We start from the raw sequence: 18,522 nt of genomic DNA, 5'->3' as shown, positions 1-18,522 counted from the left end.
AGCGTATCCGTCATCCTGCCGCGCGTGGACGAGCGCTCTCTCTCCCCCGCCCTCAAGCTGCGACTGCTGGCGCGGCGCACGCTGGCCCTCCGCGGCGCGCCGCCGCGGGCCGCGCTCTACCTCCTGCGCGTGTACGGGCGCGCGTTGCGCCGCGGCGACTGGTTCAGCCTGCGGTCCTGCACCCCGGCGCAGGACGTCGTCGCGCTGCTGGCACTGGCCGACGGCCGCCGGGAGGTCGTCGAGCTCGGGACCGCCACGGGCTGGACGACCGGGGCGCTGGTGGCGGCCGACCCCGCCCGGCGGGTGCTGTCGTTCGACCCCGTCGAGCAGGACGGTCGCGCGGCCTACCTGGGCTGCCTGCCCGCGAACGCCCGCGCACGACTGACGCTCGTGCAGGCAGCGGGCGCCGACGGGGCGGCCGATCCCCGGGCCCCGGCCCGGGTCGAGCTGCTGTTCGTCGACTCCAGCCACGAGGAGGAGCCGACGGTGCAGGAGGTCGGGGCGTGGCGCCCGCGGCTGGCCCCCGGGGCGCTCGTCGTGTTCCACGACTACGAGAACCCGGCGTTCCCGGGCGTCGCGGCCGCGGTGCGGCGGCTCGGCCTCGACGGCGAGGTCCGCAGCGGCATGTTCGTCTGGCGGGCCTGAGCCCGCCGGGACCGCCGCTACCCTCGACGGGTGCCGGACCCCGTCGCGCCGCCCTCCCCCGACACGATCACCGCCGAGATCGTCGCGGTCCGCTGGCGCGCCGACGACGGCGACTTCGCGGTCGTCGTCGGCCGCACCCCCGACGGGGAGCAGGCGACGATCACCGGGCCGCTCGGGCACGTGCACGAGGGCGAGGCGGTCGAGCTCGGCGGCGACTGGCGGGAGCACCCCAAGCACGGCCGCCAGTTCCACGCCCGGCGCGTCGTCGTGCAGGAGCCGGTCAGCGGCCAGGCGATCCGCGCGTACCTCGGGGCGATCAAGCACGTCGGTCCCAAGGGCGCGCTGTGGCTGCACGAGCGCCACGGCGACGACGTCCTCACCGTCGTCGACGCCGACCCGCGCGCCCGGCTCCTGGAGGTCCCCGGGATCGGGCGGGCGAAGGTCCGTGAGGCCGTCGCCTCCTGGGAGGACCAGGGGGCCCTGCGCGCGGTGCGCCTGTTCCTCGAGACGCACGGCGTCCCCGCGTCGGTCGCGGCACGGATCTACCGGGTCTTCGGCGCGGGCGCGATCGAGCAGCTGCGCGCCGATCCCTACGCGCTCACGCAGATGGACGGCATCGGCTTCCGCACCGCCGACGCGCTGGCCCGCGCGCTCGGCACGCCCGCCGACAGCGAGGGGCGCCTGGACGCCGGCCTGCTGCACGCGCTCGACCTCGCCGAGCTCGACGGGCACTGCTACCTCCCGCGGGCCGCGCTGCTGGCGCGCGCCGCCGAGCTGCTGGACGTCGACGCCGCCGCCCGCGTCGACGTGCTCGCCGCGCAGGGCCTGATCGAGATCGACGAGGACGACCGCGTCGCCGAGGCGCGGCTCGCCGCGATCGAGCGGCGCCTCGCCCGGCACGCGCACGAGCTCGCGACCGCCGAGCCCGTCCTGGAGCTGCGCGAGGAGCCGGTCCGGCCGACCGGCGGGCCGTTCACGCCGACCGACGAGCAGTGGGGTGCCGTCGAGCTCGCGCTCGCGCACCGACTGTCGATCCTCACCGGCGGGCCGGGCACCGGCAAGAGCTCGGCGATGCGCGCGCTCGTCGACGTCCTGCGCGAGGGCGCCGCGAAGGTCCGCCTGTGCGCGCCGACCGGCAAGGCGGCGCGCCGGCTCGCCGAGGTCGCGGGCGTCGACGCGACGACGATCCACCGGCTGCTGGAGTACGTGCCCGGCGAGGGCTTCACGCGCGACCACGAGGATCCGATCCCGGGCGCCGACGTGCTGATCGTCGACGAGGCGTCGATGCTCGACGTGCGGCTCGCGGGCGCGCTGTTCGACGCGGTCGGCCCCGCCACCCACGTGCTGCTCGTCGGCGACGTCGACCAGCTCGCCCCGGTCGGTCCGGGCCGCGTCCTGGAGGACCTCATCGACTCCGGCGTGGTCCCGACCACGCGGCTGACCGCGATCTTCCGGCAGGCCGCCCGCTCGCTCATCGTCCGGGCGGCGCACGCCATGAACCACGGGGAGCCGCTGCCGACCGTGCCGGGCGAGGGCGACCTGCGCGACTTCTTCCTCATCCAGCGACCGCAGGCGGCGGCCGCGTTCGCGGAGATCTGCGATCTCGCCGCCACCCGGCTGCCGTCCCACTACGAGCTGCACCCGGTCGGGGACGTGCAGATCCTCGCCCCGATGCACAAGGGGCCGCTGGGGATCGACGCGTTCAACGAGGAGCTGCGCCGCCGCCTGAACCCGGACGGCAAGGCGATCCCGGGGACGGCGCTGCGGATCGGCGACCGCGTGCTGCAGACGAAGAACGACCACGAGCACGAGCTGATGAACGGCGAGCTCGGGGTGCTCGTCGACAACGACACCGAGCGCTCGCTGGTGATCATGCGCGGCGACGACGGGCGCACGCTGAGCCTGCCGGTCGCGTCGGTCGGGACGCTGAAGCTCGCCTACGCCACGAGCGTCCACAAGGCCCAGGGATCGCAGGCCAAGGCGGTCGTCGTGCCGCTGTTCCGCGGGCACGCGATCATGCTCACGCGCAACCTGCTGTACACGGCGATCACCCGCGCCGAACGGGTGTGCGTCCTGGTCGGCGACCCGTCGGCGCTGCAGATCGCGGCGGGTCGGCGCGACGCGACGACGCGGCACACGCGGCTCGCCGGTCTCGTCGCCGCTTGACCTCGAGCGCACTCGAGGGCGTACCGTTGTACGTGCAATGACTGCTCCCCCTCCCCCCGCCCTGCGGATCACCGACCTGGTCAAGACGTACAAGACCGGCACCCAGGCGCTGAAGGGCGTCTCCCTGGAGATCCCCGACGGCGAGTTCTTCGGGCTGCTGGGTCCCAACGGCGCCGGCAAGTCCACCCTCATCCACTGCACCACCGGGCTCGCGACGCCGACCGCCGGTGACATCCGCGTCTTCGGCCACGACGCGGTCCACGACTACCGCGAGGCGCGCGCCGCGGTCGGCCTCTCCCCGCAGGAGCTGAACATCGACTGGTTCTTGACGCTCGAGGAGACGCTCGACTACCACGGCGGCTACTTCGGGATGAGCAAGAAGGACCGTCGCGAGCGCACGAAGGAGCTGCTCGACGCGTTCTCGCTCACCGCGAAGAAGGACGACCGCAGCCGCACGCTGTCCGGCGGCATGAAGCGCCGGCTCGTGCTCGCGCGGGCGCTGATGCACCGCCCGAGGCTGCTGATCCTCGACGAGCCCACCGCGGGCGTCGACATCGAGCTGCGCCTGGAGCTCTGGCACTACGTCCAGAAGATCAACGCCGAGGGCACGACGATCCTCCTGACGACCCACTACCTCGAGGAGGCGGAGCAGCTGTGCAACCGCATCGCCTTCATCAACGGCGGGGAGATCGTCGCCGAGGGCACCCACCAGGAGCTCGCGCGGCAGTACGAGACCAGCTCGCTGGAGGACGCGTACCTGAAGCTCGTCGGCCGGCAGGAGCTGTCGCGCAGCGCGGGCGCCGAGGCGGTGCTGCGATGAGCACGGCGCAGATCCGCTTCTTCGCGCTGCTGCGGCGCGAGGTCAACCGCTTCATGAAGATCAAGCGCCAGACGCTCGGTGCCCCGCTGCTGGAGACGTTCCTCTACATCAGCGTGTTCGGTGCGGCGCTCGGGTCGCGCATCGACCAGCTGCACGGCGTCGACTACGTCGTCTTCATCGTGCCCGGCCTGATCATGATGGCCTGGGCGATGAACGCCTTCTCCAACAACTCGTCGTCGATCCTCCAGCAGAAGATGCAGGGCGCGATCGACGACCAGCTCTCCTCCCCCGCCTCCCCGCTGGAGCTCCTGTTCGCGTTCACGTTCGGGGGCTTCCTGCGCGGGATGCTCGTCGCGTCGCTGACGTTCCTGGCGAGCTCGATCCTCATCGGCATTCCGATCGAGCACCCGCTCGTGCTGATCCCGTCGCTGTTCCTGGTCGGGATGTTCTTCGCGCAGCTCGGCGTCCTGGTCGGCGTGCGTGCCGAGCAGTTCGACGACGTGTCGTTCGCCCAGACGTTCGTGCTGACGCCGCTGATCTTCCTCGGCGGGGTGTTCTACTCCGCGTCGCTGCTGGACGAGCCCTTCCAGACGCTCACCCACATCGACCCGGTCTACTACATGATCAACCTCGTCCGGTACGGGTTCATCGGCTACTCGGAGGCGAACATCGCCCTGTCGCTCGGGCTGCTGACGCTCGCGGTCGCGGCGCTCGTGACCGTGAACTACCGCCTGTTCCGGTCCGGCTACAAGCTGCGCGCCTGACCCGGCCGGGCGTTTGCGGCGCGGCGAGGAGGGGCACGACGGCGGCATGCGCCGCCTGCTGCTCCTCGCCGTCGCGACCGCGGTCCTCGCCACCCCGGCGGGCGCGGCCGCGCAGGACCGCTCCTGCGGGTCCGTCAAGCGCCCGTTCACCGACGCCCGCGTCGCGGTCTCGGTGACGAAGGGCTCCGTCTCCTGCCGCACGGCCCGCGCCGTCCTCGGCCGCTACTGGCGCTCGAGCACGACGGCGTTCTCCCGCCCGGTCACGGTCAGCTACCGGGGCGTGCGCTGGCGCTGCCGTCCCACCGCGGTGATGAGCGGCGCGAACGCGTGGGGCTGCTCCACCCCCGGGCAGCGGTCGATCGTCGCGGGCGTCGAGGTCGGCTGACGGGCCGGTCCCGGACCGGTCAGGCCGGGATCGCCAGCAGCGTCAGCAGCCGGCGGCCGAGACGCAGCGGTCCGTCGAGCTCGATGCGCCCGTCGGCGAGCCGCGCGACGGCGGCGCGACCCCGCGGACCGGACGGCAGCGGCAGCCCCGCGGTCTGCGGGACGGAGACGAGGAGCAGCACGTCCGGGAGGCGGCCCGTGACCGTGAGGTCGACCGACCGCGGAGCACCGAGGATCTCGTGGTCGCCGACCGTGACCGACGCGCCGGTGAACTCCAGGCGCACCGCCGGGAACCCCTCGAGGAAGCGCAGCACGACCGTCGCGTTGAGGTCGCGGGCGAGCGCGGGCTCGCGGGCCGTCCCGGCGCGGACGAGCGCGAGCACGGCCGGGGCGAGCGACTCCGGGGCCAGCGCCCCGAGCCGCACCTGCGGCTCAGCGGCCACGACCCCGCCCGCGGTCCTCGGGGCGACGGTCGTCGACCACGTGATCGGTGTCCTTCAGCGCGTCGGTGAACCGGCGCGGCACGCGCGGGCCGCCCGCGGGCCCCGCGGCGTCCGGGTCTTCCCAGAGCGTGATGACGAGCAGCTCGCCGTCCGCGTCGCGGCAGACGTAGAGCACGCCGCGGTCGCGGGCGTCGCGGACGTAGTGCGACCCACGTGCCCCGGTCGCGCCCGCGGGCGCACGGTCCAGGACCCGTCCTGCCGCCCAGGCGCGGGCGACGCGCGCGACGACCTCGGGCTTGACGTCGACCGCGCCGGTGCGGCTGCCGACGCGCTGGCGGAAGCGCTCCGCGGCGTGGTCGGTCACCGCGACGAGCGGTGTGCCCGCCCCCGGCCGCGGGAGCGCCGGGGTCACGCCAGCGGCTCCAGCCGGTAGCGGACCTCCGGCACGCGAAGGACGCCGTGGTCCGGGACCGCCTCGATGTCCTGCACCCAGCCGTGGCGCTCGTACATCTCGCGGGCCAGCGCCGCCTCCAGCGTCCACAGCACGGCGCCGTCGAAGCCGCGGAAGCGCAGCGCGCCGACCGCCTCGCGCAGCAGCAGCCCGCCGATCCCGGCGCCCTGAGCGGTCGGGTCGACGAACAGCGCGTAGATCTCCCCCAGCCCGTCGTTGCGGGCGTCCGGATCGCGCGCCAGGCCGTAGGCGACGAAGCCCCGGACGACGTCGGCGACGTCCACCGCGAACCCGGCGACGTCGGCGGTCAGCGCGACCGTCCACGCCTCCGTCTGGTCGGCGACCGTCGGCGTCTCCTCGGGCAGGACGACGTCCCCGAACGCGTGGTGCCACGCACGCACCTGGATCCGCGCGAGGTGCGGCGCGTCGGCGACGGTGAGCGGGCGGGCGACGGTCACAGGACGTGCTCGAGGCCGACGACCGGGGAGCTCGTCAGCCCGCCGACCTTCCGGACCGCGAGCAGCACGCCCGGCATGAACGAGGAGCGGTCCAGCGAGTCGTGACGGATCGTCAGCGTCTCGCCGACGCCGCCGAACAGGACCTCCTGGTGGGCGACGAGACCGGGCAGGCGCACCGAGTGGATCGGCGGCGCCTGGCCCCCGGTCGCCTCGGCCATCATCCCGGCGGTCCGCGCCGCCGTGCCCGACGGGGCGTCGAGCTTCTTGTCGTGGTGCAGCTCGACGATCTCCGCCTTGACCATGTGCTTCGCGGCCTCGGCGGCGAACTGCATCATCAGCACGGCGCCGATCGCGAAGTTCGGGCAGAACAGCGCGTTGGGCGTCACCCCGTTGGCGGCCTCCTGGCGACCGTGGTCGACGAGCGGCTGCAGGTCGAAGCCGCTGGTCCCGATGACGATGTGCACGCCCGCCCGCAGGCAGGCGAGCGCGTTGGCGGTCGCGGTGTGCGGCTGGGTGAAGTCGACGACGACGTCGACGTCCCCGAGGATGTCCTCGAGCGCCACGCCGAGGGCCGGGTCGGCCTGCCCGGCGAGCACCATGTCGGGCGCGCCCTGCACGGCGGCGACGACGGTCGCCCCCATGCGTCCCGCCGCGCCGGCGACGCCGACGCGGATCGGGTCGGCCGCAGCGGTCACGCCGCCTCCGCCAGGCTCGGGGAGACGTGCGCGAGGCCGGCGCGGAACGTCTCCCTCGCTGCCGCCGACGCCGGCGGCGCTGAGCCGCGCCGGGTCCAGGAGCTCGCCCGCGAGCGCACGCAGGTCCTCGACGGTGACCGCGTCGAGGCGCTCGATGATCTCGTCGAGCGACAGCAGCGGCATATCGGCCAGGACCGCGGAGCCGAGCCGGTTCATCCGGGCCGTCGTCGACTCGAGCGACAGGCCGATGCGGCCCTTCACGTTCTCCTTCGCGCGCTGCAGCTCGGCGTCGGTGGCCGGGTCCTCGATCGCGCGCGAGAGCTCGTCGCCGATGACCTTCAGGGCCTTCTCGACGTTGTCCGGCCGCGTGCCGACGTACAGGCCGAACTGGCCTGCGTGCGCGTACGCGGAGGAGAACGTCGAGACCGAGTAGGCGAGGCCGCGCTTCTCGCGGACCTCGACGAACAGCCGCGACGACGAGCTGCCACCGAGGATCGTGTCGAGGATCCGCAGCGCGTAGCGGCGGTCGTCGTCACGGGCGATCCCGTGCGTGCCGAGACACAGGTGGTACTGCTCGGTCTCCTTGGCGTGGAAGCGCAGCCGCTGCTCGGCCGCGCCCACGGGCGGGGCGGACGGCACCGGCCCGCCCGCCGCCACGCCACCCTCGGCGGCGCGGACGAGCTCGACGATCGCGTCGTGGTCGACCGCACCCGCGGCGGCCACGACGACGTTGCCGGGCGTGTAGCGACCGGCGTGGAAGGCCGCGAGGCCCTCCGCCGGCGTGCCGGAGACGACCTCGGCCCGGCCGATGATCGCGCGGCCCAGCGGGTGGTCGCCGAACACGGCGTCGCCGAGCACGTCGAAGACCTTGTCCTGCGGGTCGTCCTCGTACATGGCGATCTCCTCGAGCACGATCTCGCGCTCGGCGTCCAGCTCCTGCGCGTCGAAGCGCGGGCGCCAGACCATGTCCGCCATGACGTCGAACGCCGTCCCGAAGTGCTCGTCGAGCACCCGCGTGTAGACGGACGTCGTCTCCTTGCCCGTCCCGGCGTTCAGCTCGGCGCCGAAGCCGTCGAAGATCTGGTCGATCTCCAGCGACTCGTAGCGGGAGCTGCCGCGGAACAGCATGTGCTCGATGAGGTGGGACAGGCCCGCCTCGTCGTGGGTCTCCCCCGACGAGCCGGTGCCGATCCAGAACCCCAGGGCGGCGGACCGGACCGAGGGCAGGGCCTCGGTCACGATCCGCACGCCGGAGTCGAGCGTGGTGAGCCGGTGCTCGAACGTGGTCACGGGGACCGGGTCCGCCGCCTCAGCCGCGGTCCGGGTCGCTGTCGCCGCGGCTGCGGTGGCGCGGGCGGCCGGAGCCCCGGCCCTCGCCGCCACGGTCGCCGCCGCGGTCGCGGTCACGGCCGCCACGGCCGCCGCGGTCGCGCCCACCGCCACCGCCGCCGCGCGAGGGCTCGGCCTTGATCGTGGCGAGCTCCTCCTTGGACTTGCCGGCGATCTCCGGGTCGTCGGCGAGACGCAGGCCGATGCGGCCGCGCTCGCGGTCCACCTCGACGACCTTGACGCTGATCTCGTCGCCCTTGTTGAGGACGTCCTCGACCGTGTCGACGCGCTGGCCCGGGGAGACGTTGCTGATGTGCAGCAGGCCGTCGGTGCCCTTGGCGAGCTCCACGAACGCGCCGAACGTCGTCGTCTTGACGACCTTCGCGGTCGGGAACTCGTCGCCGATCTCGACCTCCTTGGTCATCGACTGGATCCGCGCGACGAGCGCGGTGGCCAGCTCGCCGTTGGCCGAGTAGATCAGCACGGTGCCGTCGTCCTCGACCGTGATCTGCGAGTCGAACTCGTCGCAGAGGCCGCGGATCGTCTCGCCGCCCTTGCCGATGAGCAGACCGATCTTGTCCTGGTCGATCTTGATCTTCTCGATGCGCGGCGCGAACTGCGAGAGCTCCTCGCGGGGCGCCTCGATCACGGCGGCCATCTGGCCGAGGATGTCCTCGCGGGCCTCCTTGGCCTGGGCGAGCGCGTCACGCAGGATGTCGAAGGTCACGCCCGTGATCTTGATGTCCATCTGCAGGGCGGTGATGCCGTCCTTGGTGCCGGCGACCTTGAAGTCCATGTCGCCGAGGTGGTCCTCGACGCCGGCGATGTCGGTGAGGACCACGTAGTCGTCGCCCTCCTTGATCAGGCCCATCGCGATGCCCGCGACCGGCGCCTTGATCGGCACGCCCGCGTCCATCAGCGACAGCGAGGAGCCGCAGACCGACGCCATCGACGAGGAGCCGTTGGACTCGAGGATGTCGGACACGACGCGGATCGTGTACGGGAACTCCTCGATCGACGGCACGACCGCGGCGAGCGCGCGCTCGGCGAGCGCCCCGTGGCCGATGTCGCGGCGCTTGGGGCCGCCCATGCGGCCCGCCTCCCCGACCGAGAAGGGCGGGAAGTTGTAGTGGTGCCAGTAGTACTTGTTGGTCTGGAGGCCGAGCGTGTCGAGCCGCATCTCCTCCTTGAGCGTGCCGAGCGCGACGACGGACATCGCCTGCGTCTGGCCGCGCGTGAACAGCGCCGAGCCGTGGGTGCGCGGCAGCGGGCCCGCCTCGATCGTGATCTGGCGGATCTCCTTCTCGCCGCGACCGTCGGGGCGCTTCTTGTGGACGGCGATGCGCTCGCGGATGATCGACTTCTCGAGCTTCGCGGCCGCGGCCTTCGCGGCGGCCTTGCGCTCGGCGTGGTCGTCGGCGGACTCGTCGCCGCCGAACTCCGCGACGATCTCCTCGATGACGGCCTTCGACGCGTCCTGGCGCTCCATCTTGTCGACGATGGAGGTCGCGGCGTCGAGCTTGTCGGTGTACGCGGCCTTGACCTTGGCGTAGAGGTCCTCGTCGACGCCCTTGGCCTCGAAGACGACCTTCTCCTTGCCGCACTGCTCGGCCAGCTCGCGCTGCGCCGCGCAGATCTTCTTGATCGCGTCGTGGGCGATGTCGAGCGCGTCGAGGATCTCGGCCTCGGGGATCTGGTCGGCGCCCGCCTCGACCATGAGGATGGCGTCCTCGGAGCCCGACACGATGAGGTCGAGCGTCGAGTCGCCGTCGTCCTCGAGGGACGCCTCGGGCGGGTTGATGACGAAGTTGCCGTCGATCTTGCCCATGCGCACGGCGGCGACCGGGAACGGGATCGGGATGTCCGAGAGCATCAGCGCGGCGGACGCGCCGTTCATCGCGAGGATGTCGTAGGGATGCTCGTGGTCGATGCTCATCGGCACGGCGACGAGCTGCGTCTCCCGGTGCCAGCCCTTGGGGAAGAGCGGGCGCAGCGGGCGGTCGATCATGCGGGCGGTGAGGATCGCCTTCTCGCCCGCGCGACCCTCGCGCTTGAAGAACGAGCCGGGGATCTTGCCCGCGGCGTACTGGCGCTCCTCGACCTCGACCGTCAGCGGGAGGAAGTCGACGTCGCGCTCACCGCCGGCGGTGGCGGTGCAGAGGACGAGCGTGTCGCCCTGGGTCACGAGGACCGAGCCGCCGGCCTGCTTGGCCAGGCGTCCCGTCTCGAACGAGATCGTGGAACCACCGATCTCGACGGTGACCGTGGTGGCAGCGAAGCTGCTCATATGTGGTACGTCCCTTCTGGCCTCGCCCTTCGGTCGGCGGGCCGCGTCTTTGCGTCTCTTTGGATCCGAACCGCTTAAGCGTAGTCGGTCGGGCGGCGCAACGTGCGCAACCACGCGCGTTCCGGAGCACCGGGATGCAGCGTGCCGTCGACCACGAGCGTCGGGGTCGCGGTCACGCCGGCGCGCAGCGCCTCGGTGACGTGCGCGCGGACGCGGGCGGCCACCGCGTCGGAGCGGCGGTCGGCCTCGAAGCGGTCGAGGTCGAGCCCGAGGTCCTGCACGTGCGCCCACAGGTGCGGGTCGTCCTGGCGGCCCTGGTCGGCGTACAGGCGGTCGTGCAGCTCCCAGAAGCGGCCCTGGCAGGCCGCCGCCTCCACGGCGAGCGCCAGCGGGACGGCGCGCGGGTGCTTCGTGCGCAGCGCGAAGTGGCGGAACACGAGCCGGATCTCCGCCTCCCGCAGCCGCTCCCAGGCGACCGCGCATCGCGGGCAGGAGAAGTCGGCGTACGCGATCACCAGCGGTGCGTCGGCGGGCCCCCGGACGTGGTCGTCCTCCCGCGGCCCCGGGGCGGGAGCGCTGCGCAGGTCCGTCATCGGCCAGAGCCTAGAGGCCGTAGCCTGCGGGCATGCGCATCCACACCCTGCAGCGGCGCCAGGTGCTCGACGGGACCCCGGCGGAGGTCTTCCCGTTCTTCGCCGACGCCACGAACCTCGAGGCGATCACCCCGCCGCTGCTGCGGTTCCGGGTCATCACGCCGGCCCCGATCGAGATGGCCGTCGGCACCCTGATCGAGTACCGGCTGCGCATCCACGGCCTGCCGATCCGCTGGCAGACGCTGATCCAGCGCTGGGACGCCGACGCGCGCACGCCCTCGTTCGTCGACACGCAGCTGCGCGGGCCGTACGCGCTGTGGCACCACACCCACACCTTCGAGCCGGTCGGGGACGACCGCACCGAGATGACCGACACCGTCCGCTACGCGATCGGGTTCGGCCCGCTCGGGGACCTCGCGCACACGCTGTTCGTGCGCCGCGACGTCGAGGCGATCTTCGAGCACCGCGCGCGCGTCACCCCGGCGCTGGTCGCGGCGGACATCGCCCGCCGCGCCGCGGTCCCGGCCTAGGCGGAGACGGCGTCGAGGCCGTCGAAGATGAGGTTCGCGCCGGGCAGGTCGCCCGGGGAGTCGGCCAGGTGCGACCAGGCCACCACGCCGTCCGGCCCGATCACGACGAGCGCGCGGTTCGTCATGCCGGCGGGCTCGAAGTAGGCGCCGAGCTTCTTCGCCGTCTCGCCCTTGGGCTCGAAGTCCGACAGCATCTCGATGCTGACGCCGAGCTTCTCCTTGAAGGCGCCCTGCGACCACGTCGCGTCGGTCGAGACCCCGTAGAGGGTCGCGCCCTTGGCGGTGAACTCGTCCAGGACCTCCTCGTAGACCTGGAACTGGTCGTTGCAGACCGGGCTGAAGGCGAACGGGTAGAAGACCAGGACGGTCGTCTTCCCCTCGAGGTCGGCGTTCGTGAAGTCGCCGCCGTCGCCACGCTTGAGCGTGAAGGCGGGGACCGGGGTTCCGGGTGCGATGATGGACACGCCCGCAACCTAGCGGAGCGGGCGGGTGGACGGCCGCCCGGCGGGCGGCCGCGGCCTACTTGCGCAGGCCGAGCTCCTTGATGAGCGCGCGGTACCCCTCGAGGTTCTTCTTCTCGAGGTAGTTCAGGAGGTTGCGGCGCTGACCGACGAGCATGAGGAGCCCGCGGCGCGAGTGGTGATCGTGCTTGTGGGTGCGCAGATGCTCCGTGAGGAGGTTGATGCGCTCCGTCAGCAGCGCGACCTGGACGCGGGTGTTGCCCGTGTCCTGCGGGTTCGCGCCGAACTGCTCGACGATCTGCTGCTTGCGCTCGGGGGTCAGGGTGCTCATATGCGACGGGGGAGGCTAGCAGCCTGGGCGTCAGGAGCGCTGTGCGGCGACGTCCCGCGCCCGGTCGACGTCCGCGTGCATCTGCTCCACGAGGGTCTCGACGGAGTCGAAGCGCTTCTCGCCGCGCAGCCGCTCGAGGAACTCGACGCGGATCCGCTGGCCGTAGAGGTCGCCGTCGAAGTCGATGAGGTACGCCTCGATCAGCTCGCCGAGCCCGGTCTCGAACTGCGGGCGCACGCCGACGTTCGTCGCGGCGGCGTGCCAGCTGCCGTCCGGCAGCCGCACGCGGCACGCGTACACGCCGTGGCCGGGGACGACGTAGCCGTCGGGCGGCACGAGGTTCGCGGTCGGGAAGCCGAGCGTGCGCCCGCGCTTCTCGCCGTGGGAGACCTCCCCGTCGAGCACGAACGGCTCCACGAGCAGCTGGTCGGCGTAGCGCACGGCGCCCCCGAGGATGAGGCCGCGGATGTGGCTGGAGCTGACGATCTCGTCGCCGACCTCCAGCAGCGGGACCACGCGGGTCTCGAACCGCGGGTCGGCCTCCAGCTGCGCGGTCGTGCCCTGGGCCTTGTGGCCGTAGGCGAAGTTCTCCCCGACCGAGACGTGCGTGGCGCCGAGCGCCCCGACGAGCACGTCGTCGACGAACGACGCGGCGCTGCGGGACGCGAAGTCCCGGTCGAACGGGATCACCACGAGCTCCTGGACGCCGAGCCCGCCGACGAGCTCGGCCTTGCGCTCAAGGGTCGTCAACAGCGGCGGGACCGCGTGCGGGGCGACCACCGAGGACGGGTGCGGGTCGAACGTCAGGACGGTGTCGGCGCCCGCGATGACCTCGCGGTGGCCGCGGTGGACGCCGTCGAACATGCCGACCGCGACCCGGCGCTCGCGGGGCTCCGCGTCGGGCAGGTGCGTGACCTTCATCCCCGGAAGCCTACGACGGGCTTGAGCAGACCGCCGTCACGTGGCTGCGCGACGGCGATCGGGCCGTCCTCGTTGGTCAGCAGCACGTGCGGCGCCCCGTCCGGCGCCGTGCCCTCCACCGCGACGCCGTGGCCGGCGCGGCGCGCCCGCTCGGGGTCCAGCGGCACCTGCGGCAGGACGCGCGCGAGCACGTCGCCGAGCGGCAGCAGCCGCTCGGGGTCCGCGTCCCGGACCGAGAACGGCCCGATCGCGGTGCGCCGCAGCTCCAGGCAGTAGGCGTCGCCGAGGTCCATGACCAGGGAGCGCACGTAGGTGCCCGAGCTGCAGTCGATCGCGAACGCGGCGCGGTCCCCCTCGCGCCAGAGCTGCTCGAACCGCGTCACGGTGACCGTGCGCTGCGGGACCTCGACCACCTCGCCGCGCCGTGCCTTCGCGTAGGCCCGCTCGCCGCCGATCTTGATCGCCGAGTACGCGGGCGGCGTCTGCACGACACGCCCCACCGGGAGCTCCGGCGGGTCCGGGGGGACCGCGCCCGTCTCCACGATCTCCCCCTCCGGGTCCCCGGTGGTCGAGGTGGCGCCGAGCCGCGCGACCGTCTCGTAGGACTTCGGCAGCCCCATCAGGAACTGCTGCGCGCGCGTCGCCCGGCCGACGAGGACCAGCAGCAGGCCGGTCGCGAACGGGTCGAGCGTGCCGGCGTGCCCGGTCTTTGCCCGGTCGCGGGAGCGGCGCACGCGCGCGACGACGTCGTGGCTCGTCACCCCGGCGGGCTTGTCGATCAGCAGGACGCCGTCGGCGGGTGGCGGGGCCGGCACGTCAGGCGAGCTGCGCGGCGACCTGCCCGCGCAGGAACGCGACCAGCTCGTCGTCGGACATCGTCGTCGTGAAGCCCGCCGCCTGCCGGTGACCGCCGCCGCCGCCCGCCCGCGCGATCACGGACACGTCGACCGTGCCGTCGGTGGAGCGCAGCGACACCTTCTTGCGCAGCGGCGGGACGTTGTCGGGCGCCAGAACCTCGCGCGCCACGGCCGCGACGCGGGTGCCCTGCACGCAGCGCAGGTGGTCGATGACCCCCTCGGAGTAGCTCTCCTCCGCCCCGGCCGCCTCGTAGTCGGCGCGGCTGAGGCGCGTGAAGGTCAGCGACCCGTCGTCGAAGCGCTGGATGTTCGCGAGGCCGCGCCCGAGCAGCTCGAGCTTCGCGTAGGGCATCTCCTCGTAGAGCCGCCGGTAGATCGCGTTGACGTCCACCCCGGCCTCGATGAGCTCGGCGGCCATGACGTGCGCGCGCGTCCCGGTGTTCTCGTACATGAACTTGCCGGTGTCGGTCACGAGGCCGACGTACAGGGCGTCGGCGATGTCCGGGGTCGGGGTCACCCCGAGCGCGCGCATGAGGTCCCAGACGATCTCCGCGGTGCACGACGCCTGCTCGACCACGAGGTTGACCGTGCCGAAGCGCGTGTTGTCGTGGTGGTGGTCGATGTTGAGGATGTGCGCGTCGGCGCGCTTGACCACGTCGGCCGGGTTGCGGTCGATGTTGCCGCAGTCCAGGAACACGACCGTACGCTCCTCGACGTCGTCCGGCGGCGTGGAGATCAGCCCGTCGAGCTGGAAGAACCGGTACTCGTAGGGCAGCGGGAACTCGTCGGCGTCCATGAACATCGCCGAGTCCTTGCCGAGCGCCACGAGCACGCGGTGCATCGCGACGAGCGAGCCGAGGGCGTCGCCGTCGGGGTTCTCGTGCGTGACGAGGATGAACTTCTCGGCGTCGCGCAGCTCGGCGAGCGCCTGGTCGCGCGCGGTCGGCTCGGCCGCCACGGGCTGGGGCTCGGCGCTCACGCGGCCGGCTCCGGCGGGTCCTGCATCAGCGCGTTGAGGCGCTCCACGCGGTCGAGCGTGTCGTCGTGGAAGAAGTCTAGCTGCGGTGTGTTCTTGATCCGCAGCTGCGCGGAGACACGCCGCTGCAGGTAGCCGTGGGCGGACCGCAGACCCTCGATGGTCTGCGACCGCACCGTCTCGTCCCCGAGCACGCTGACGAACACCTTCGCGTGCCGCAGGTCCGGGCTGGTCTGCACCTGGGTGACGGTGACGAAGCCGATCCGGGGGTCCTTCAGACCCCCGGTGAGAGCGTCCGAGAGGACCTCGCGGACCGCTTCGTCCACGCGTCGCATGCGGCCCGCGCCCATCGGCTACGCGAGCGTCCGCTCGACCTTGCGCGTCTCGTAGACCTCGAGCTCGTCGCCCTCGCGCACGTCCTGGTAGTTCGTGAGCACGATGCCGCACTCGTACCCGGACGTGACCTCGCGGACGTCGTCGTTGAACCGCCGCAGCGTGTCGACCGTCGTCGAGTGCACCACGGTGCCGTCGCGGATGATCCGCACGCGGCCGCCGCGGGTGACCTTGCCGTCGGTGACGTAGCAGCCGGCGATCGTGCCGACCTTGGAGGCCTTGAACGTCGCGCGGACCTCGACGGTGCCGACGGTCTCCTCGACGTCCATCGCGTCGAGCATGCCCTCCATCGCGTCCCGCAGCTCGTCGAGGGCCCGGTAGATGACCTCGTAGTTGCGGATCTCGACGCCCTCGCGATCGGCCGCGGCCCGGGCGTCGCCCACCGGGCGGACGTTGAAGCCGTAGATGATCGCGTTGGAGGCCGCGGCGAGCATGACGTCCGACTCGGTGATGCCGCCGACACCCGACAGGATGATGTTGACGTGCACCTCCTCGTGCGGGAGCTTCGCGATCTCGTCCTCGAACGCCTCCAGCGAGCCGGACACGTCCGCCTTGAGGATGAGGTTGAGGTCCTTCGTCTCGCTCGTGCGCGCCGCCTTGAAGACGTCGTCGAGGCTGCGCTTGCGACCCGAGCGCCGGGCGATCGCCTCGGCCTTCAGGCGCACCGCGCGCTCGTTGGCGAGGCTGCGCGCCTGCCGCTCGTGGTCGACCACGCGGCAGTACTCGCCCGCGGACGGGACGCCGTCGAACCCGAGGATCTCGACCGGGTCGCCGGGACCCGCGGAGCTGATGCGCTGCCCGTGGTAGTCGTTCATCGCGCGGACCTTGCCCCAGACCGGGCCGGCCACGACGGCGTCCCCGACCTTCAGGGTGCCGCGCTGCAGCAGCACGGTGGCGACCGGGCCGCGGCCCGGGTCGAGCTTGGACTCGACGACGACGCCGGAGGCCTCGGTGTCGGCGTTGGCCTGCAGGCCATCGCCCTCGTTCATGCCCTCGGCGGTGAGCAGGATCGTGTCGAGGAGGTCCTCGAGGCCGGTGCGGGCCTTGGCGGAGACGTCGACGAACTCGATCTCGCCGCCCCACTCGACGGGCTGGAGCCCGTGCTGGGTCATCTCCGTGCGGACGCGCGTGGGGTCCGCCCCCTCCTTGTCGATCTTGTTGACCGCCGCGATGATCGGCACCTCGGCCGCCAGCGCGTGGTCGATCGCCTCGATCGTCTGGGGCTTCACGCCGTCGTCGGCCGCCACGACGATCACCGCGATGTCGGTGACCTTCGCGCCGCGGGCACGCATGGCGGTGAACGCCTCGTGACCCGGGGTGTCCAGGAACGTGACGACCTTGTCGTCGTGGTGCACCTGGTAGGCGCCGATGTGCTGGGTGATGCCGCCGGCCTCGCCGCCGACGATGTCGGCGCTGCGGATCGCGTCCAGCAGCGACGTCTTGCCGTGGTCGACGTGACCCATGATCGTGACGACCGGCGGGCGGTCCTCGAGGTCCGCGGCGTCGTCGTCGAAGGTCGGGATGTCGTCGTCGGCGTCACCGGCGCGGACGATCTCGATCTTCTTCTCGAACTCGTCGGCGATCACCTGGATCGCCTCGTCGGACAGCGTCTGCGTGAGCGTCGCCATCTCGCCGAGAGTCATCAGCTTCTTGATGATCTCGGGCACGGCCACGCCGAGGTACTCCGCGACCTCCTTGACCGAGGACCCCGAGTTGATCTTGAAGACGTCGGTCTGCTTCTGCGCGGCCTCGTCCAGCGGGCGGACGGTGTCGTCGTAGGTCCCGCGACGGCGGCGACCGCGACGCTGGCGGCGCGGCGGACCCTGACCGGGGCCACCGGGACCGCCGGGGCCACCGGGACCGCGACGGGCGGCCTGCGAGTCGATGACCACGCGGCGACGGCCGCCGGGGCCGGTCGTCGGGAGGTTCTTCGACTCGTCGCGCTTGGGCTTCTTCGGCGGCTCGGGGAGCGCCAGGATCTTCGGGCCGGCGCCGGGCGCGGGCTTCTCGCCGATGACCGGCTGCTGCGGCACGTCCGCGCGCGGCGTCTTCACCGGGCGGGTCGGGGCCTCGCCGGACGGCTTGCCCTTCGCCTCGGTCGTCGTGGCGGCGGGCGCCTGCGCGGCGGGCTGCTGCGCGGTGGCGGGCGCCTGGGCGGCGGGCTGCTGCGCGGCCGGGGCGGCCGGCGCGCTCGGGGCCGAGGCCGCGACGGCGGGGGTCGCCGGCGCCGCCGGAGGCGCCGGGGTCGGCGCGGGCGTCACCGGCGCCGTCGGCGCGGGGGCGGCCGCGGGCGGTGCCGCCTGCGGGGTCGCGGGCGCCGGGGTCGGCGCGGCCGGCGGCGGCGTCTGCGCCGCGGGCGCCGGCGTCGGGGCGGGCGCAGGGGTCGGCGCGGGCGCCTTCGGGGCGTCCGGCGTCGAGAGGATCTTCGGGCCCTTGATCGGCTCGGGCTTGGGCGCCTGCTTGGGCGCCTCGGCCACCGGCTCCGGGGTCGGCTCCGGCTCGGGCGTCTTCGCGACCGGCTCCGGGGTCGGCTCGACCTCCGCGGCGGCGGGCTCCGGCGTGGGCTCGGGCTCCGGAGTGGGCTCGGGCTCGGGCTCCGGGGTGGGCTCGGGCTCCGGCTCCGGCTCGGGCGGCGGCGGGGGCGGCCCCATGATCCGCAGGACGTGGCGGTCCTCGACCGTCGACTGGGCGGCCCGGACGGCGATCCCGCCACCGGACAGCGCTTCGATGACCTCCTTGGAGGTCATCCCGCGCTCCTGCGCGATTTCGAACACACGTCTCTTAGCCATCAGCCAATCGATTCTACGAGGTCTACGGGAATGGCCACCTTCTGACGGAACGCGCGCGGCAACGCGCGGCGCTTGACGGCCTGCTCGAGGCAGGCCGCTCCGCAGACGTACGCCCCCCGGCCGGGCAGGGCCCGGGCCGGATCGGGGACGACGTGGCCCCCGTGCGCCGCGAGGCGCACGAGCTGGTTCTGTGGGTGCGTCGACCGGCAGCCGACGCAGGTGCGGATCG

General features: G+C 73.0%; 20 protein-coding genes. 6 read left to right on the top strand and 14 right to left on the bottom strand.

The features are described 5' to 3' along the window. Positions 1-24 precede the first annotated feature (24 nt). Genes GKE82_RS02340 through GKE82_RS02320 form a run of 5 tightly spaced genes read left to right on the top strand, consistent with a single transcriptional unit; the run spans position 25 to position 4,780 of the window. The gene (locus tag GKE82_RS02340; RefSeq protein ID WP_196189030.1) at positions 25-645 is read left to right on the top strand and encodes a class I SAM-dependent methyltransferase; all 621 of its coding nucleotides are present in this window, start codon (positions 25-27) and stop codon (positions 643-645) included. A 30-nt stretch (positions 646-675) separates the two neighbouring features. Further along, complete coding sequence (locus GKE82_RS02335; protein WP_154732208.1) at positions 676-2,811, top strand: ATP-dependent RecD-like DNA helicase; 2,136 nt, start codon at positions 676-678, stop codon at positions 2,809-2,811. Positions 2,812-2,848: 37 nt separating this feature from the next. Continuing rightward, complete coding sequence (locus GKE82_RS02330) at positions 2,849-3,631, top strand: ABC transporter ATP-binding protein (protein ID WP_107571024.1); 783 nt, start codon at positions 2,849-2,851, stop codon at positions 3,629-3,631. Next, positions 3,628-4,395, top strand: coding sequence for an ABC transporter permease (locus GKE82_RS02325; protein ID WP_107571023.1), 768 nt, complete (start codon positions 3,628-3,630; stop codon positions 4,393-4,395). Before GKE82_RS02330 ends, GKE82_RS02325 begins: the two co-directional genes overlap by 4 nt. Positions 4,396-4,441: 46 nt before the next feature. After that, positions 4,442-4,780: a hypothetical protein gene (locus GKE82_RS02320; RefSeq protein ID WP_154732207.1), complete on the top strand. Its 339-nt coding sequence runs from the start codon at positions 4,442-4,444 to the stop codon at positions 4,778-4,780. 19 nt (positions 4,781-4,799) lie between these two features. Here GKE82_RS02320 and GKE82_RS02315 read toward each other — a convergent pair whose 3' ends face one another. From GKE82_RS02315 to GKE82_RS02290, 6 genes are all read right to left on the bottom strand, one after another. Further along, positions 4,800-5,222, bottom strand: a complete 423-nt coding sequence (locus tag GKE82_RS02315) for a hypothetical protein (RefSeq protein WP_154732206.1) — start codon at positions 5,220-5,222, stop codon at positions 4,800-4,802. Next, entirely contained in the window at positions 5,212-5,634 is a 423-nt protein-coding gene (locus GKE82_RS02310) for a hypothetical protein (RefSeq protein WP_154732205.1), read from the bottom strand. The genes GKE82_RS02315 and GKE82_RS02310 overlap by 11 nt, the downstream gene beginning before the upstream one ends. Next, complete coding sequence (locus GKE82_RS02305; RefSeq protein ID WP_154732204.1) at positions 5,631-6,131, bottom strand: GNAT family N-acetyltransferase; 501 nt, start codon at positions 6,129-6,131, stop codon at positions 5,631-5,633. Before GKE82_RS02305 ends, GKE82_RS02310 begins: the two co-directional genes overlap by 4 nt. Beyond that, positions 6,128-8,116, bottom strand: a complete 1,989-nt coding sequence (gene dapB, locus GKE82_RS30520) for a 4-hydroxy-tetrahydrodipicolinate reductase (RefSeq protein ID WP_154732203.1) — start codon at positions 8,114-8,116, stop codon at positions 6,128-6,130. Before dapB ends, GKE82_RS02305 begins: the two co-directional genes overlap by 4 nt. A gap of 19 nt (positions 8,117-8,135) precedes the next feature. After that, on the bottom strand, positions 8,136-10,442 hold the full coding sequence (locus GKE82_RS02295) for a polyribonucleotide nucleotidyltransferase (RefSeq protein WP_154732202.1): 2,307 nt from the start codon (positions 10,440-10,442) through the stop codon (positions 8,136-8,138). Between the two features lie 74 nt (positions 10,443-10,516). Then, entirely contained in the window at positions 10,517-11,035 is a 519-nt protein-coding gene (locus tag GKE82_RS02290) for a DsbA family protein (RefSeq protein ID WP_154732201.1), read from the bottom strand. Between the two features lie 32 nt (positions 11,036-11,067). Here GKE82_RS02290 and GKE82_RS02285 point away from each other — a divergent pair, with 32 nt between their 5' ends. Further along, positions 11,068-11,565, top strand: coding sequence for an SRPBCC family protein (locus GKE82_RS02285; RefSeq protein ID WP_154732200.1), 498 nt, complete (start codon positions 11,068-11,070; stop codon positions 11,563-11,565). Here the strand turns inward: GKE82_RS02285 and GKE82_RS02280 are convergent. Genes GKE82_RS02280 through GKE82_RS31175 form a run of 8 tightly spaced genes read right to left on the bottom strand, consistent with a single transcriptional unit; the run spans position 11,562 to position 18,520 of the window. Next, entirely contained in the window at positions 11,562-12,029 is a 468-nt protein-coding gene (locus tag GKE82_RS02280) for a redoxin domain-containing protein (RefSeq protein ID WP_107571014.1), read from the bottom strand. The genes GKE82_RS02285 and GKE82_RS02280 overlap by 4 nt on opposite strands. A 55-nt stretch (positions 12,030-12,084) precedes the next feature. Continuing rightward, complete coding sequence (gene rpsO, locus GKE82_RS02275) at positions 12,085-12,357, bottom strand: 30S ribosomal protein S15 (RefSeq protein ID WP_107571013.1); 273 nt, start codon at positions 12,355-12,357, stop codon at positions 12,085-12,087. A gap of 30 nt (positions 12,358-12,387) precedes the next feature. Then, positions 12,388-13,278, bottom strand: coding sequence for a bifunctional riboflavin kinase/FAD synthetase (locus tag GKE82_RS02270; RefSeq protein WP_154732199.1), 891 nt, complete (start codon positions 13,276-13,278; stop codon positions 12,388-12,390). After that, on the bottom strand, positions 13,275-14,093 hold the full coding sequence (truB, locus tag GKE82_RS02265; protein ID WP_309233341.1) for a tRNA pseudouridine(55) synthase TruB: 819 nt from the start codon (positions 14,091-14,093) through the stop codon (positions 13,275-13,277). The genes GKE82_RS02270 and truB overlap by 4 nt, the downstream gene beginning before the upstream one ends. Position 14,094: 1 nt before the next feature. Next, the gene (locus GKE82_RS02260; protein ID WP_233243940.1) at positions 14,095-15,114 is read right to left on the bottom strand and encodes a bifunctional oligoribonuclease/PAP phosphatase NrnA; all 1,020 of its coding nucleotides are present in this window, start codon (positions 15,112-15,114) and stop codon (positions 14,095-14,097) included. Continuing rightward, positions 15,111-15,446, bottom strand: coding sequence for a 30S ribosome-binding factor RbfA (gene rbfA, locus GKE82_RS02255; protein ID WP_107571174.1), 336 nt, complete (start codon positions 15,444-15,446; stop codon positions 15,111-15,113). The genes GKE82_RS02260 and rbfA overlap by 4 nt, the downstream gene beginning before the upstream one ends. An 18-nt stretch (positions 15,447-15,464) precedes the next feature. Continuing rightward, positions 15,465-18,293: a translation initiation factor IF-2 gene (gene infB, locus GKE82_RS02250; RefSeq protein ID WP_154732198.1), complete on the bottom strand. Its 2,829-nt coding sequence runs from the start codon at positions 18,291-18,293 to the stop codon at positions 15,465-15,467. Further along, the gene (locus GKE82_RS31175) at positions 18,293-18,520 is read right to left on the bottom strand and encodes a YlxR family protein (protein WP_375337033.1); all 228 of its coding nucleotides are present in this window, start codon (positions 18,518-18,520) and stop codon (positions 18,293-18,295) included. The genes infB and GKE82_RS31175 overlap by 1 nt, the downstream gene beginning before the upstream one ends. Between the last annotated feature and the right edge of the window lie 2 nt (positions 18,521-18,522).

The sequence above is a fragment of the Conexibacter sp. W3-3-2 genome, from assembly GCF_009707605.1.
In the GTDB taxonomy this organism is placed as follows: Bacteria; Actinomycetota; Thermoleophilia; order Solirubrobacterales; family Solirubrobacteraceae; genus Paraconexibacter; species Paraconexibacter algicola.
Note: the sequence above shows the minus strand (reverse complement) of the source record. Positions and strands in the feature narration are given on the sequence as shown.

Excerpts from the sequence above, each read along its gene's own strand:
- GKE82_RS02290 (WP_154732201.1), bottom strand. The coding sequence starts at position 11,035 with ATGACGGACCTGCGCAGCGCTCCCGCCCCGGGGCCGCGGGAGGACGAC.
- rbfA (WP_107571174.1), bottom strand. The coding sequence starts at position 15,446 with ATGCGACGCGTGGACGAAGCGGTCCGCGAGGTCCTCTCGGACGCTCTC.
- GKE82_RS02295 (WP_154732202.1), bottom strand. The coding sequence starts at position 10,442 with ATGAGCAGCTTCGCTGCCACCACGGTCACCGTCGAGATCGGTGGTTCC.
- GKE82_RS02285 (WP_154732200.1), top strand. The coding sequence starts at position 11,068 with ATGCGCATCCACACCCTGCAGCGGCGCCAGGTGCTCGACGGGACCCCG.
- GKE82_RS02320 (WP_154732207.1), top strand. The coding sequence starts at position 4,442 with ATGCGCCGCCTGCTGCTCCTCGCCGTCGCGACCGCGGTCCTCGCCACC.
- GKE82_RS02330 (WP_107571024.1), top strand. The coding sequence starts at position 2,849 with ATGACTGCTCCCCCTCCCCCCGCCCTGCGGATCACCGACCTGGTCAAG.
- GKE82_RS02270 (WP_154732199.1), bottom strand. The coding sequence starts at position 13,278 with ATGAAGGTCACGCACCTGCCCGACGCGGAGCCCCGCGAGCGCCGGGTC.
- infB (WP_154732198.1), bottom strand. The coding sequence starts at position 18,293 with ATGGCTAAGAGACGTGTGTTCGAAATCGCGCAGGAGCGCGGGATGACC.
- GKE82_RS02325 (WP_107571023.1), top strand. The coding sequence starts at position 3,628 with ATGAGCACGGCGCAGATCCGCTTCTTCGCGCTGCTGCGGCGCGAGGTC.
- rpsO (WP_107571013.1), bottom strand. The coding sequence starts at position 12,357 with ATGAGCACCCTGACCCCCGAGCGCAAGCAGCAGATCGTCGAGCAGTTC.